This window comes from Pseudomonas sp. B21-041, assembly GCF_024748675.1.
In the GTDB taxonomy this organism is placed as follows: Bacteria; Pseudomonadota; Gammaproteobacteria; order Pseudomonadales; family Pseudomonadaceae; genus Aquipseudomonas; species Aquipseudomonas neuropathica.
Genome location: NZ_CP087175.1, coordinates 5,428,762 through 5,443,555, shown reverse-complemented (window position 1 = coordinate 5,443,555; position 14,794 = coordinate 5,428,762). Strand labels below are relative to the sequence as shown.

11 protein-coding genes are annotated in these 14,794 nt (G+C 59.7%); all 11 read right to left on the bottom strand.

Annotated elements, in window-relative coordinates:
* Positions 1-280: 280 nt before the first annotated feature.
* The gene (locus LOY43_RS24165) at positions 281-577 is read right to left on the bottom strand and encodes a DUF2845 domain-containing protein (protein ID WP_258708831.1); all 297 of its coding nucleotides are present in this window, start codon (positions 575-577) and stop codon (positions 281-283) included.
* Positions 577-3,525, bottom strand: a complete 2,949-nt coding sequence (locus tag LOY43_RS24160) for a DUF748 domain-containing protein (protein WP_258708830.1) — start codon at positions 3,523-3,525, stop codon at positions 577-579. The genes LOY43_RS24165 and LOY43_RS24160 overlap by 1 nt, the downstream gene beginning before the upstream one ends.
* A gap of 199 nt (positions 3,526-3,724) precedes the next feature.
* On the bottom strand, positions 3,725-4,741 hold the full coding sequence (locus LOY43_RS24155) for a class I SAM-dependent rRNA methyltransferase (protein WP_095048677.1): 1,017 nt from the start codon (positions 4,739-4,741) through the stop codon (positions 3,725-3,727).
* Positions 4,742-4,879: 138 nt separating this feature from the next.
* Positions 4,880-5,752 carry an oxygenase MpaB family protein gene (locus LOY43_RS24150; RefSeq protein ID WP_095048676.1) on the bottom strand — a complete coding sequence of 291 codons (873 nt, stop codon included), beginning with the start codon at positions 5,750-5,752 and terminating at the stop codon, positions 4,880-4,882.
* Positions 5,753-5,803: 51 nt separating this feature from the next.
* The gene (gene acs / locus LOY43_RS24145; RefSeq protein ID WP_258708829.1) at positions 5,804-7,741 is read right to left on the bottom strand and encodes an acetate--CoA ligase; all 1,938 of its coding nucleotides are present in this window, start codon (positions 7,739-7,741) and stop codon (positions 5,804-5,806) included.
* 230 nt (positions 7,742-7,971) lie between these two features.
* Positions 7,972-9,636 (bottom strand): glucose-6-phosphate isomerase, encoded by a 1,665-nt coding sequence (gene pgi, locus LOY43_RS24140; RefSeq protein ID WP_095048674.1) that lies wholly within the window; start codon positions 9,634-9,636, stop codon positions 7,972-7,974.
* A 229-nt stretch (positions 9,637-9,865) separates the two neighbouring features.
* Positions 9,866-10,246, bottom strand: coding sequence for an aspartate 1-decarboxylase (panD, locus tag LOY43_RS24135; RefSeq protein WP_003205654.1), 381 nt, complete (start codon positions 10,244-10,246; stop codon positions 9,866-9,868).
* Between the two features lie 210 nt (positions 10,247-10,456).
* Positions 10,457-11,317 carry a pantoate--beta-alanine ligase gene (panC, locus tag LOY43_RS24130; RefSeq protein WP_220557003.1) on the bottom strand — a complete coding sequence of 287 codons (861 nt, stop codon included), beginning with the start codon at positions 11,315-11,317 and terminating at the stop codon, positions 10,457-10,459.
* Entirely contained in the window at positions 11,314-12,114 is an 801-nt protein-coding gene (gene panB, locus LOY43_RS24125) for a 3-methyl-2-oxobutanoate hydroxymethyltransferase (RefSeq protein WP_095048671.1), read from the bottom strand. The genes panC and panB overlap by 4 nt, the downstream gene beginning before the upstream one ends.
* A gap of 401 nt (positions 12,115-12,515) precedes the next feature.
* A complete protein-coding gene (folK, locus tag LOY43_RS24120) occupies positions 12,516-13,001 on the bottom strand; it encodes a 2-amino-4-hydroxy-6-hydroxymethyldihydropteridine diphosphokinase (protein ID WP_258708828.1) in 486 nt (161 codons plus the stop codon).
* Between the two features lie 4 nt (positions 13,002-13,005).
* On the bottom strand, positions 13,006-14,406 hold the full coding sequence (locus LOY43_RS24115; RefSeq protein WP_095048669.1) for a polynucleotide adenylyltransferase PcnB: 1,401 nt from the start codon (positions 14,404-14,406) through the stop codon (positions 13,006-13,008).
* Between the last annotated feature and the right edge of the window lie 388 nt (positions 14,407-14,794).

Genomic DNA, 14,794 nt, shown 5'->3' with positions numbered 1-14,794 from the left:
CTTCTCGCCTGGACCGGGAGAAGGCGCGACAGACGGGCCGAGCAATACGTCTGCCGCAACTTTAGAGTTCATGCGAACGGTCACACGGATGTGACCATTACGGGCCCCGGCACTTGTGTCGGGGCCTGTTCTATTTCAGGGACGAAAGAATCAAATGGCACCACAAAACAACTGTAGGAGTGAGCCTGCTCGCGATAGCGGTGTATCAGCCGATTAATGTGTTGACTGACACACCGCTATCGCGAGCAGGCTCACTCCTACAGGGGGGATCGGTTTCGGGTCAGTTACTGCGTTTGCTGTTGATCTGCCGCAGGCGATTGCCTTCGAAGCGCAGGTATTGGTACATGCCGTTGCTCGGTCCGTAGGTCCACTCCTCGACCTGAAACTCCTCGCGGCGGTTGGCGCTGCGCTTGTAACCCAAGACATCACGGCTGACCGGCTCACCACACTTTTGCAGGACTTCGCTGGAACGGTCGCCCAGGCTGATCAGCTGACTGCCGCAGCGCAGGGTATCGGAGGCCGAGGCGTGGCTGGCCGCGAAGGTCATTGCGATCAAGGCCAGCCACTGCAGTTTCATCACTCGGCATCCAGATGCATTTGCGTGACCACGCGGCCATCGCTTTCGGCCTCGCCCAGGTTGGCGTCGATGAAGTACACGCGGTCGTCTGCCAGTTGGCCTTTATCGACCAGATAATCCTTGATGCTGCTGGCACGGTCCTGACCCAACTGACGCAGCAGCACATCGCTGCCACTCCAGAACTGGATCACGCCTTCACGCATCTTCGCCGTGCGTTCTTCCTTGCCCAGATCCTTCCATTCGGCTGGCGGCTGGGTTTTCAGACGGGTGCGGTAAATGCCTTCGAGCAGTGGACCTTTTTCGCTGTCTGGCACTTGCAGCAACGAAGCTTGGGCCGGGACTTTATCGCCGCGACGTTGGAGCATCTTGTAGTAGTTGTACTGGTATTCACGTTCCAGACGTTGCTCGGCGAGTAACGGGCCGTCACTGCTTTTGGCGGCAGTGCCTTCGATCTCCAGACGCAGTGCCGGACGCTCCTTCAGCGCTTGAGACAGTTTGATCAGCGCCGCTTCGGCATCCTTGCTCAACTCGCTGGAACCCGGAGCAAACGACACGGTGCCAAGGTCTTGCGAACTGCCACCACTGATCAGCCCGCCAATCATTTTGAAGGGTGCGGCAGCGGCTTTGACGATGAGATTGCGCAGGGTCTGCCAGACAATCGGCATCACGCTGAATTGCGGGTTGTTCAAGTCGCCGGTCACCGGCAACTCGATGGAGATCTTGCCGTCGACGTCCTTGAGCAAGGCAATCGCCAGTTTCAGTGGCAGGCTCACAGCATCCGGGCTGTCGACTTTCTCACCGAGCTGCAATTGCTCGACCACCACTTTGTTTTCGGCTTTTAGCTGGCCCTTGGTAATCAGGTAATGCAGGTCGAGGTTGAGCCGGCCCTTGCGGATGCGGTAACCGGCGAATTTGCCGGAGTAGGGCGTCAACGTGGTCAGCTCGACGCGTTTGAAACTGGTGGCGATGTCGAGGCTGGCCATCGGGTCGAACGGATTGACCGCGCCCTTGATGGTCACTGGAGCATAGCGATCGACCTTGCCTTTGATGTCGACGCTGGCCGGTTTCGCCTGACGGCTGTCGATGGTGCCGATCTGGCCGTTGAGCTGCTGCACGGCGGTGGCGAAGTTCGGCGTCAGGCTGAAGTCGGCGAAGTTGGCCGAACCGTCGTTGATGGCGATGCCGCCGATGTGAATGCCCAACGGTTTCTCGTTGCTGGCCTGTTTCGCTGCGGTGCTTTTCGCGCCACTGTCGGCCGGTTGCGGGATCAGCAGGTCGTCGATGTTGGTGGTGCGATCGTCGTTGATCATGAACCGCACATAAGGCTGGAACAGGTTGACCTTGTCAATCGACAGGCTGTCGCCGTGCTGATAGTTCAAGCCTTCGACCACCACCTGCTGCCACTTGAGGAAATCGCGGGTTTTCAGGGTGTCGAGGGTGTGCAGTTGATCGATCTGCGCGCGCCCGGTGACGCTTAGGGCCAGCGGCTCGGTGCTCTTGAGATTGACCTTGAGATCACTGCCGAGCATGCCGCTGCGCAGTTCCAGGCGAATGAACGGGTTGATGTAGGACTGCGCGACGCGCAGGTCGATGTCCTGGGTTTTTACATTGAGCTGGGCGTTGACCGGGGCGAGATTGACCGTGCCGTCAGCCGTGATCTTGCCTTGTTTGCCCACGCCGCTATCGAGCTTGAGCTTGAAGGGCGAGCCGTTGAGGCTGTCGAAATCCTGCAGATCGACATTCAGCGGGGTGATGTCCAGTGATACTGCCGGTTTGGCCGAGCGGTCGGCCAGATGCACGGTGTAATTGCGCAATTGCACGTCTTTGAGCAGCACCTGCCACGGTTTGCTCGGCGCCGGTGGGGTTTTCGGCGAGTCGGCAGCTGCCGGTGTGTTCGCCGGTTCGGCAGCCGCTTTGGCAGCCGGTTTCGATGGCTGGCTGGCAAACAGTTTCTGCCAGTCGAGTTGGCCGTCGGCTTCGAGCGCCGCCCAGGTTTCCAGTTTGTTGCTGCGGATCTTGCCGACTACGACTTGTTGTTTGGCCAGATCCACCGAGGTCTCGCTGACGTCGAGGCGTTCAAGTTTCGCCAGTGGCCGCCCGTCCGGAGCCTTGATGGCGAATGGCGCGATGCTCACTGCGACATTGTTCAACTGCAGTTCGGTTTCTTTCGACAGATTGAGTTTGTATTCGCTGCTGAGGCTGATCACACCATCTTCGAGTACCAGCGGTACCGAGTCACGCACGTAGGGCCAGAACGCTTTCATCTTGCCGTCAGTGACTTTCAGGGTGCCTTCGGAGGTGAACGGGATCAGGCTGAAATTGCCACTCCAGTCGATCCGGCCACCGGCCGGGCCGATGGCGACCAGGGTCATGTCGGCGCTGTCTTCGGGCAGGGTGCTGAGGTTTTTCAGCTCGAAGCTGAGGTCATCGTAGAGAAACTCGATGGGTTCGCTGGGGCGCACGTCCTCAAAGTGCACGACGCCGCCGGCCAGTTTGATGTTGTCGATGCGCAGCGGGAAGGGCTTGGCGTCCGGGTCGGCCGGTGTCGGCTCGCTGGCCGGCACATTGAACAGGCCGAGCAGGTTGAGCTTGCCGTCTTTGGCGAAAAGGATTTCGGTCTTTGGCTTGTCCAGCTCGATGTTCGCCAGATGCAGAGCTTTGGTCCACAGACTGTCGATTTGCAGGTCGGCGTACAGGCGATCGAAACCGACCTGCTCCTTGCCCGGCTCGCCGATCACCAGTCCCCACAAGGTAACTTCAAGGCTGAACGGGTTGAGCTCGATACGCTGGATATGCGCAGGCACCGTTGCGTAATTGGCCAGTTGTTGATTGGCCACACGCAGGGCGATGCCCGGCAAAATCAGAAACCCCAGCAGGCTATAGAGGGCCAGAGCAGTCAACAAGGCGCCAATCGCGCGAATCAATCCTTTGGGCATGTGCGGCTTCATCTGTCTGAATCGGAGTGCCTTGGAGTATGGCACGCGATTCTGGTTCCGAAGTACCTCGCATGGAGCAGGATTGTTCAGATTTGTCTCAAAACACAGAACCCCTGTGGGAGCTGGCTTGCCAGCGATGAGGCAATACCAGTCGACAACTTTGTTGACTGACCCACCGCAATCGCTGGCAAGCCAGCTCCCACAGGGTTGTTTATAGCTGGAGGATCAGGGTTTTCAGCGGCGGTTGCTGATCCATCGACGGGAAGTCGGCGCCTGGGGTCATCACGCTCCACTCACGCACCGGTCGCCCGGCCTTCTCGGCGCAGCGCAGCACTTGCTCGCGCCAGTCGTCCATGCTGACTTTCGCCAGATTGTTGCAGCAGATCAACACGCCATTGTCGGCGGTGGTCAGCAGGGCCGGTTTGAGCAGGCTCTGATAGTCGCGCAGCAGGTCGACGGTGCCGAATGCGCTCTTGGCCCAGGCGGGCGGGTCGAGCAGGACCAGATCATATTGGCGCTGATCGAGGCGCTGGTAGCTCGGCAGTTTCTGTCCCCGGCGCTGACTGATTGGCAGACCGGCGAGTTGCCGGATCGCCGGAAAGTAATCGGACTGAATGAACTGCATCTCGGGCAACTGCGGATTGAGCAGACCGTTTTCGCGACCGACCGCCAGATTACCCTCGGCGAAATCCAGGTTGCACACTTCGCGCGCGCCACCTGCGGCCGCACTGAGGCCAACGCCGCAGGTGTAGGCGAATAGGTTGAGCACGGATTTGCCTTGGGCGTGATCCTTGACCCAGCCACGGGTATTGCGCAGGTCGAGGAACAGCAGCGGATCCTGTCCAGCATGGCGTCCGCGCACCCGGTAGTTGAGGCCCCATTCGTGGCCGACCAGATCGGCCAGTGCCGCGTCTTCAGCTTTGTAGACGCTGTCTTCCCGGTCGATGCGCGAGTTGCCACGGGAACGGTCGTTGTAAACCAGCAAGGTTTCCATCCCCAGGCTCTGATTAACCATGGCGTGCAGTTGCAGCAGGTCGTCACGCTCCAGCGTCTGGTGAAAGCTTTGCACCAGCAGTTGCGGGCCGTAGCGGTCGATGGTCAGGCCGCCGGCGCCTTCCTGGCTGCCGTGGAACAGCCGATAGCAATCGGTGCCCTGGCTGTGCAGCTCAGCGAGCAAGTCCTGGCGTTGATCGAGGGCGGCGCGCAGCGCCTGATTCAAGGAAGACATGCGGGCGCCTTGCTGGTGAGAATTGGGGCGCGGGAGTTTAGCAGCTTGGCGGGCAATCGAGTTGCGCCCTTCGCGAGCAGGCTCGCTCCCACATGGGAATGCATTCCAAATGTGGGAGCGAGCCTGCTCGCGAAGCTTTTAGGTCAGCAAACCCATTCGTCGTTTAGCCCGTTGCACCGAACCATTGCGCATCGCCCAGCGCAGCATCGGTGCGCTGCGCCGGACGCTGGCGCGAATCAGTTGCCGTTGCAGCGAACTCTGTCGCACATCAAGCATGTCGCTGGCCCAGTCCGGCAACAGGTCGATACCGGCCTTCATCATCAGATCGCCAAACGGCCGGGCCAGAACACTGGGCGCCGGGGCGTTGAGCAGCAAGCGCAAAACCTCACGACTGCGCTCATCGCACAGCAACTGCGGGCGCATGCGTTGCAGATAATCAGCCACGGCTTGCCGCGATTTCGGCACATCCCGCGCGCCCAAACGTTCAGCCACCACGGCGATTTCCGCGTAATAGCGATCCTGATCCATGCTTGACAACTGCGGGTTGCGATAGCGCAAATGCGCGGCAAGAAAGTTGCTGACTTCCGCCACATGCACCCAGGTCAGCAAATCCGGATCGCTGGCCGCGTAAGGTCGTCCGTCCGGCGCGGTGCCGACCACTTGCAGGTGAATGGTGCGCACTTTCTCGATCAGCCAGTCGGCGTCTTTTCTTGAGCCAAACGTAGTGCCGGAGACGAACTGACTGGTACGCCGCAAGCGCCCGAGCATGTCTTCACGAAAGTTCGAATGATCCCAGACCCCGGCCAGTGCCAGCGGATGCAAAGCTTGCAGCAACAGCGCGCTGATGCCGCCGATCAACATGCTGCTGAAATCGCCGTGCACCTGCCAGCTGATCGAATCCGGGCCGAACAGGCCGGGATCGCCCTTGGGGTTTTCCAGGTCGAGCTGACCGAGCGACAGCCCGGTCAGGCTCATGAGTTGCTGTTCGATACGGCTGCGGATGAATTCCATGAACACTCAGTGAAGAAGGGAGGGCGCGGCCGATGGACCGCGCCCGGGGTGTTACTGATTGAGGCGCTTGTCGATCAGGCCTTGCACCACACTCGGATCGGCCAGGGTCGAGGTATCACCGAGGCTGTCGAGTTCGTTGCAGGCGATCTTGCGCAAGATGCGCCGCATGATCTTGCCTGAACGGGTTTTCGGCAAGGCCGGCGCCCACTGGATCAGATCCGGTTTGGCGAAGCTGCCGATTTCCTTGCTGACGTGGGCCAGCAATTCTTTCTTCAACTCGTCATTGGGTTCGGTGCCGTTCATGGGTGTGACGAAGGCGTAGATGCCCTGACCTTTGACGTCGTGGGGGTAACCAACCACGGCGGCCTCGGCGATGCTGTCGTGCAATACCAGTGCGCTTTCCACTTCGGCGGTACCGATGCGGTGGCCGGAGACGTTGATCACGTCATCGATGCGCCCGGTTATCCAGTAATCGCCGTCCTCATCGCGGCGTGCGCCGTCGCCGGTGAAGTAGTAGCCGGGGTAGGGTTTGAAATAGGTGTCGACCATGCGCTGCGGGTCGCCATAGACGCTGCGGATCTGCGCTGGCCAACTCGACTTGATCGCCAGCACGCCACTGCCGGCGCCTTTGATTTCCTTGCCGTGCTCATCGAGCAGCACCGGTTGCACGCCGAACATCGGTTGCGTGGCGCAGCCAGGCTTGATTCGCTGGGCGCTGACCAGCGGGCTGAGCATGATGCCGCCGGTTTCGGTCTGCCACCAAGTGTCGACGATGGGGCAGCGCTGTTCTCCGACGACATTGAAATACCATTCCCACGCTTCCGGGTTGATCGGCTCACCGACGCTGCCGAGTAATCTGAGGCTGGCGCGCGAGGTTTCCTTCAACGGTTCGGCACCTTCACGCATCAACGCGCGCAGGGCGGTCGGCGCGGTGTAGAAGATGTTGACTTTGTGTTTGTCGATCACCTGCCAGAAACGTGAACTGCTCGGATAGCTCGGCACGCCTTCGAACATCAGCGTGGTCGCACCATTGGCCAGCGGGCCGTAGACGATGTAGCTGTGGCCGGTAACCCAGCCGACGTCAGCGGTGCACCAGAACACTTCGCCGTCGCGGTAATCGAGCACGTACTTGAAGGTCATCGCCGCTTGCAGCAGGTAGCCGCCGGTGGTGTGCAGCACGCCTTTGGGTTTGCCGGTGCTGCCGGAGGTGTAGAGGATGAACAGCGGGTCTTCGGCGTCCATCGGCTCCGGTGGGCAATCGTCGCTGACCTCGCGCACGGCCTGGTGATACCAGAGGTCGCGACCCTCGACCCAATCGACTTTGCCCTGGGTGCATTCGACCACCACGACAGTACTGACGTCGGGGCAACTTTGCAGGGCTTTATCGACGTTCTGCTTCAGCGGCACGAACTTGCCACCGCGCACGCCTTCATCGGCGGTGATCACCGTGCGGCAGTCAGCATCAAGGATGCGGTCACGCAGGGAATCGGGGGAGAAACCGCCAAACACCACCGAATGAATTGCGCCGATCCGCGAACAGGCAAGCATGGCATATGCGGCCTCGGGGATCATTGGCATGTAGATGCACACCCGGTCGCCTTTCTTCACACCACGGCTTTTCAGCACGTTGGCCAGGCGGCAGACGTGGTGATGGAGTTTTTTATAAGTGATTTGCGCTGATTCTGCCGGGTCGTCGCCCTCCCAGAGCAGGGCGGTCTGATCTCCGCGCTTGTCCAGATGGCGGTCGATGCAGTTGTAGCTGACGTTCAGCTTCGCACCGACAAACCAGGCGGCTTCACCGGTTTTCAGGTCGTAGCGCTGAACGGTCTGCCACGGCGTGCTCCAGTCGAGGAACCGCGTGGCCTGTTCGGCCCAGAAGGTGCTGGGGTGTTCAATGGATTCGCGGTACAGGCGCCGATAGTCATCCTGACTCAATTGCGCAGCCCGGCGGACGGCATCGGCTTTGGGGAACGTGCTGATATCGAACATGACGGTTCCTTATTCTTGTTGTGCGACAAGAGGGGAGCTGTACGACCCTCGTAGGAGCTGCCGAAGGCTGCGATCTTTTGATCTTGTTTTTTAAGGTCAAGATCAAAAGATCGCAGCCTTCGGCAGCTCCTACAGGGATCGTGTACGCCACCGATTCTGCGATTAGCCCGGTGCCGTGGAACTGTCGATGTTGCAAGCTGTAGGGGCAGGCAAACCGCCCCTTCAGCCTATCACCCGCGGTGACGACCGCGGAAGTAGTTGATCAAGCCCTGAGTGGAAGGGTCATCAGCAGTGCTTTCATCGCTGCCGACCAGACGGTTGTAAACGCCTTTGCCCAGTTCCTTGCCCAGTTCCACGCCCCATTGGTCGAAGGCGTTGATGCCCCAGACCACGCTTTGCACGAACACTTTGTGTTCATACATCGCCACCAGTGCGCCGAGACGACGCGGGCTGATGCGCTCGACCACGAGGGTGTTGCTCGGACGGTTGCCCGGGATCACCTTGTGCGGCGCGAGCTTGTGCACTTCATCTTCGCTCATGCCCTTGTCGCGCAGTTCCTGCTCGGCTTCCGGCAAGGTCTTGCCGAGCATCAGTGCCTGGCTCTGCGACAGGCAGTTGGCGTACAGCCACTGGTGGTGGTCGGAGACCGGGTTGAAGCTGACGATCGGCACGATGAAATCGGCCGGAATCAACTGCGAACCTTGATGCAGCAACTGGTGGTAGGCGTGCTGACCGTTGCAGCCGACGCCGCCCCAGATCACCGGACCGGTATCGGTCGACACCGGCGTGCCGTCCTGACGCACGCTCTTGCCGTTGGATTCCATGTCCAGCTGTTGCAAGTGCTTGGTGATGTTACGCAGATAGTGGTCGTACGGCAGGATCGCGTGGCTTTGCGCGCCCCAGAAGTTGCCGTACCAGACGCCAAGCAGGGCCAGCAGCACCGGCATGTTCTGTTCGAACGGTGCGGTCTGGAAATGCTGGTCCATGGTGTAGGCGCCGGACAGCAGTTCCTTGAAGTTGGACATGCCGATGGCCAGGGCGATCGGCAAACCGATGGCCGACCACAGCGAATAACGACCGCCGACCCAGTCCCACATCGGGAAGATGTTTTCTTCGCGGATACCGAACGCAACGGCCGCTGCGTTGTTGCTCGATACGGCGATGAAGTGACGATACAGCTCGGCTTCCGAACCGCCCTGCGCCAGGTACCAGGCACGAGCAGCCTGAGCGTTCTTCAGGGTTTCGAGGGTGTTGAACGACTTCGACGAAACGATGAACAGTGTGGTCTCGGCGCGCAGTTTCTGCGTCAGCTCGTGGAATTCGCTGCCGTCGATGTTCGCCAGATAATGGCAACGCACGCCTTTCTGCGCGTACGACAGCAGCGCTTCGGACACCAGCTCAGGGCCGAGGAACGAGCCACCGATGCCGATGTTCACCACATCAGTGATCGGCTTTTCGGTGTAACCACGCCACAGACCGTCGTGAATGCGGCCAACCAGATCGGTGATCTGGTTCAAGACCTTGTGGACTTCCGGCATCACGTTGACGCCATTGACCGACAGTTTGTCTCCTACCGGGCGGCGCAGGGCGGTGTGCAGCGCCGGGCGGCCTTCGGAGGTGTTGACGATTTCGCCGTCGAACAGCGCTTTGATCGCGCCCTTCAGATCGACTTCATTGGCCAGACCGACCAGCAGGTTGCGGGTCTGGGCGTTGATCAAATTCTTCGAATAATCGAGAAACAGTCCGCAGCTGCTGAGGGTGAATTGATTGAAACGCTGCGGATCGGCGTTGAAGGCTTCGCGCATGCTGAAATCCTGCATGGCTTGGCGGTGGTCTTTCAACGCTTGCCAGGCGGGCAGAGCGGTAACGTCTTGAGGAGTGAGGTAATACGCCATCGCTGCGGTTTTCCTTTTTACTTGAACGGCCTTTTGAACACTGAACAGACCCGGCACGCCATGTTTGGGCATGGGATCAACTGCGTCGACACGATTTCTGGACACAGGGCGAATACAGTAAACCTCGCGCTGCGTTCTGTCTTGACTTTGTCTGACCAGATCCCTGTACTTTTTTAACATCGAGGCCGGGAACTGGCCGACAAACGGAGGGGGCGGGGCGAAATCGGGATCAGGCGAGCTGAACCGGGATGGCGTTGCTGGTGTGACTCAGCTCGTTGCCTGGCGCCATGTAAAGCATGCGCGGCTTGAAATTGACCAGTTCCGCTTCGCTGTAATGGGCGTAGGCACAAATGATCACACGGTCGCCAACCTTGGCTTTGTGCGCTGCGGCGCCGTTGACCGAGATCATCCGCGAACCTTCTTCGCCACGGATCGCGTAGGTGGTGAAACGCTCGCCGTTGTCGACGTTATAAATCTGGATCTGCTCGTATTCACGAATGCCGGACAAGTCCAGCCACTCACCATCGATGGCGCACGAACCTTCGTAATCGAGCACTGCATGAGTGACTTCGGCGCGGTGCAGTTTGGCCTTGAGCATGATCGCGTGCATGAGGGTTTTCCCGGGTTGGAATCGAACGGCGGGCAGTGTGCCCGAAGGCTTTAGGGGCGGCAATAAGGCTTGAAACGCAATTTTCATAACACCGAAAACCACTGTAGGAGTGAGCCTGCTCGCGATAGCGGTGTGTCATTCAACACTAATGCTGACTGACTCACCGCTATCGCGAGCAGGCTCACTCCTACAGGGGGTATTGCGGTGTTTTTAAGCGGGTGTATCGAGATTCAGGTGCAGGTTGTCGATCAACCGAGTAGTGCCAAGAAACGCCGCCACCAGAATCACCAGATCGCGATCCTCCGCCGTCGCCGGACGCAAGGTCAGTGCATGGCGTATTTCCAGGTAATCCGGACGCAGGCCCGCCGCTTCCAGCTGCTGTACCTGGGCACTGATCATTGCCGGGAAGTCGCGTTGGCCTTGCTTGATCGACTCGGCAATGTTGCTCAGCGAGCGATAGACCACCGGAGCCACCGCGCGCTGTTCCTCGTTGAGGAAGCCATTGCGCGATGACAGCGCCAGGCCATCGGCTGCACGCACGGTCGGTTCGCCAATGATCTGGATCGGCATGTTCAGGTCATGCACCAGCGCGCGGATCACCGCCAGTTGCTGGTAATCCTTCTGACCGAAAATCGCCAGATCCGGCTGGACCATGTTGAACAGTTTGCTGACGACGGTCGCCACACCCTCGAAATGCCCCGGACGGCTGGCGCCGCACAGGCCTTCGGACAACTGCGGCACGCTGACCCGAGTCTGTCCGGCCATGCCGTCGGGGTACATTTCTTCGACAGTCGGCGCGAAGAGGAGAGAACAACCGGCTTCGAGCAGCTTCTCCTGATCCGCTGCCAACGTGCGCGGGTATTTATCGAGGTCTTCGCCGGCGCCGAACTGCAGCGGGTTGACGAAAATACTCGCGACCACGAAGTCCACACGTTGGGTGGCTTTGGTGATCAGTGCAACGTGACCGCTGTGCAGGTTGCCCATGGTCGGCACAAAGCCGATGCGCTTGCCTTCGCTGCGGGCGCGGGCTACGGCGGCGCGTAGTTCGCGTACGGTTTTAACGGTGTTCATGCAGAGAATCCGTGTTCGATGCCAGGGAACGTGGTGGCTTTGACTTCGTTGACGTAAGCCTTTAGCGCGGACTGGATGCTGTCCTGGCCGTGCATGAAGTTTTTGACAAATTTCGGCACGCGGCCGGTGATCGACAGGCCGAGCATGTCGTGCAGTACCAGGACCTGGCCGTCGGTGGCGTTACCGGCGCCGATGCCGATGACTGGAATCTTCACCGCCTGGCTGATTTCGGCAGCTAGTTCGCTCGGTACGCATTCGAGCAGCAGCATGGCGGCGCCGGCCTGTTCCAGCGAGATCGCATCGGCACGCATCTGCCGCGCCTGGTTCTCGTTGCGACCCTGCACTTTGTAGCCGCCGAGGATGTTCACCGCTTGTGGGGTCAGACCCATGTGTGCGCAAACCGGTACCCCGCGCTCGGCAAGCAGACGGATCGACTCGGCCAGCCACAACTGACCTTCGACCTTGACCATGTGCGCACCGGCCTGCATCAGCATGGCGCTGTTAGTCATGGTTTGTTCAAGGGTGGCGTTAGCCATAAAGGGCAGGTCGGCCAGAATCAGGGCATCAGTGTTGCCGCGTTTGACGCACGCGGTGTGGTAGGCCATTTCTGCGGTGGACACCGGCAAAGTGCTGTCGTGACCTTGCAGGACCATGCCGAGGGAGTCGCCCACCAGCAGCACTTCGACACCAGCTTCGTTGCAGGCGTGGGCGAAGGTCGCGTCATAGCAGGTCAGCATGGTGATCTTTTCACCTTTCTGCTTGAGGCTCTGGAGCGTGGTCAGGGTGATGGCTGGCATGTAAAAAATCCTCGTTCAGGCGCTCTGGAAACTACTGCGAGTAACGCGCGTGATTCTTCATCTACTCAGGCGCACGCTCTTTTGTCGTGCTTATAAGGCCTGGATTGCGCCCGTATGTGCCGGGTTGGCGGCAGCGGGACGCCTATAGTCGTGATGAGCCAACAGGAAGTCAATTGCGTGTGTTACCGCATTGTTACGAGGGGAGTGTTACCGGCGTTACTGATGCGATTCAGCGCTGCGGCGGGGCTGATTTGCGGGGTTTTTGTCGGACAATAAATCTGGATGTGGCGCAATCCCTGTGGGAGTGAGCCTGCTCGCGATAGCGTTCTGTCAGCTAAAGATTTATTGGCTGATCCACCGCTATCGCGAGCAGGCTCACTCCTACAAAGGGCGGATTTATGTCAGGCGTGGGGGAGGCGTTCCAGGCCGACGAACGGGCAGGCGGCGAGCAGATCAGACAGGCTGCGGCCATCGGCCAGACGCAGATCTTGCGGCGCCAGTTCGGCAAGGGGATAGAGCACGAACGCACGTTCCTGAATCTGATAATGCGGGACTTTCAGGCGCGGTTCGTCGATCAGTCGATCACCGAACAGCAGAATATCCAGGTCCAACGTGCGCGGGCCCCAGCGCTCCAGGCGCTCGCGGCCCTGATCATTCTCGATGGCTTGCAGCGCGTCGAGCAGTTCAATCGGCGCAAGATCGCTGTCGAGAGCAGCGACCGCGTTGGTGTACCGCGGTTGGCCTGGCAGCAACGAGTCGCTTTGATAGAAGGCGGAAACGCCCGCGAGTGTGGTCTGCGGCAATTGCCCAAGCGCTTCGACGGCGCTGCGTAACTGTTCGGCCGGGTCAGCGAGGTTGCTGCCCATGCCGATGTAGATGCGTTCCATGCCTTTATTCGCCTGTAGCGCTCGGGGCGCCGGCGCGTTTGCGCTTGGAGCCGCCGCTGCGGCGACGTTTACGTGGCGCGCCGCTAGCGTCATCGCCCTTGCCGCTGAGGTCGCGGATCATGTCGCGACGTTCGCTGTCGTTGGCGTCCTGATAATCAGTCCACCATTCGCCCAGGCCGTCCGTTTCTTCGCCCGCGCTTTCACGCAGCAGGAGGAAGTCGTAACCGGCGCGGAAACGCGGATTGTCCAGCAACAGGTCGGCACGTTTGCCGCTGCGGCGTGGCAGACGCTCCTGCATGTCCCAGATCTCGCGGATCGGCATGGTGAAACGTTTCGGAATCGCAATGCGCTGGCACTGTTCGGCGATCAGCTCGTGGGCGCCTTCCTGCATCGCCGGGATCGGCGGCATGCCACGTTCCTGCAAGCGCAACACGCGAGCCGGCAGGGCAGGCCACAGCAGCGCGGCAAACAGGAACGCCGGGGTCACCGGTTTGTTCTGCTTGATGCGCAGGTCAGTGTTGGTCAGCGCTTCGCTGATCAGTGTGTGGGTGTATTCCGGGTTGTGTTCCAGCGCATCGGCACTGGCCGGGAACAGCGGGGCGAACAGTTGCAGATCGACCAGCATTTCGAAGGTGATTGCGCCGTGTCCCGAAAGGAACAGCTTGAGCACTTCTTCGAACAGGCGTGCCGACGGGATCTCGCGCAGCATCGGCGCCAATTCACGGATCGGTTGCACGGTGTGCTTTTCGATGCCGAAGTTGAGCTTGGCGGCAAAACGCACGGCGCGCAGCATGCGCACCGGGTCTTCCTGGTAGCGCTGCTTCGGATCACCGATCAGACGGATCAGGTGATTGCGGATGTCGTGTACGCCATTGGCGTAATCGAGGATGCGCTCACTGACCGGATCGTAATACAGGGCGTTGATGGTGAAGTCGCGGCGTTGCGCGTCTTCTTCCAGGGTGCCGTAAACGTTGTCGCGCAGAATGCGCCCGCTCTCGTTACGCGAAGACTGGTTGCTGTCTTCGTCGTCTTCGTTGACCGGGTGATTGGCGCGGAAGGTCGCGACTTCGATGATTTCGCGACCGAAATGGATGTGCACCAGTTTGAAGCGACGGCCAATGATCCGCGCATTGCGGAATTCGGCACGGACTTGCTCGGGGGTGGCGCTGGTGGCGACGTCGAAATCCTTGGGCGTGATGCCCAGCAGCATGTCACGCACGCAACCGCCGACCAGATAAGCCTGGTAACCGGCACCTTGCAGGCGTTCGACAATATTCACCGCATAGCGGCTGAATTGCGTTTTCTGCAGCGAATGTTGACCGCTGTTGAGCACTTCAGGGGTGCTGCGGATGTGTTGCGTACGACGCACGGGAGTTCGGAATGACTGGAACAACTTCTTCAGCATGGGATGCACTGTTTGAAGGAATGTTCGGCCATACCAAAGAATGACCGCATGATGGGCGCAGATTCTAGCATTTAGTCGGGGGATGGTGTAGGACACGGCCGATTTGAGCTGCAAGCCGCAGGCTACAGGCATCGCGCGCGAATAAAATGGAGGATTTTACCAGGGAGGAGAAACTACAAGGGGAGCCGAAGCTCCCCAAGAAGTAGTTGCGTGCTCTTTTTATTATTGATTCGGGCTTCTTGTTTTTGTTGAGTGCCCTCGCCACGAAGTGTTTCCTTCGTGACCCTCCCAATCGGGAGCCAAGAGCAAACGGATTGCTTTGGTCGCTGAATTGCAGTGATCTCTCGATCCAACCAGTACAGGCTCTGTCTTAGGACAGTTTTTGTTG

Coding starts and splice junctions, on each gene's coding strand:
- LOY43_RS24165 (WP_258708831.1), bottom strand. CDS start 577: ATGAAACTGCAGTGGCTGGCCTTGATCGCAATGACCTTCGCGGCCAGC.
- LOY43_RS24160 (WP_258708830.1), bottom strand. CDS start 3,525: ATGAAGCCGCACATGCCCAAAGGATTGATTCGCGCGATTGGCGCCTTG.
- LOY43_RS24155 (WP_095048677.1), bottom strand. CDS start 4,741: ATGTCTTCCTTGAATCAGGCGCTGCGCGCCGCCCTCGATCAACGCCAG.
- LOY43_RS24150 (WP_095048676.1), bottom strand. CDS start 5,752: ATGGAATTCATCCGCAGCCGTATCGAACAGCAACTCATGAGCCTGACC.
- acs (WP_258708829.1), bottom strand. CDS start 7,741: ATGTTCGATATCAGCACGTTCCCCAAAGCCGATGCCGTCCGCCGGGCT.
- pgi (WP_095048674.1), bottom strand. CDS start 9,636: ATGGCGTATTACCTCACTCCTCAAGACGTTACCGCTCTGCCCGCCTGG.
- panD (WP_003205654.1), bottom strand. CDS start 10,246: ATGCACGCGATCATGCTCAAGGCCAAACTGCACCGCGCCGAAGTCACT.
- panC (WP_220557003.1), bottom strand. CDS start 11,317: ATGAACACCGTTAAAACCGTACGCGAACTACGCGCCGCCGTAGCCCGC.
- panB (WP_095048671.1), bottom strand. CDS start 12,114: ATGCCAGCCATCACCCTGACCACGCTCCAGAGCCTCAAGCAGAAAGGT.
- folK (WP_258708828.1), bottom strand. CDS start 13,001: ATGGAACGCATCTACATCGGCATGGGCAGCAACCTCGCTGACCCGGCC.
- LOY43_RS24115 (WP_095048669.1), bottom strand. CDS start 14,406: ATGCTGAAGAAGTTGTTCCAGTCATTCCGAACTCCCGTGCGTCGTACG.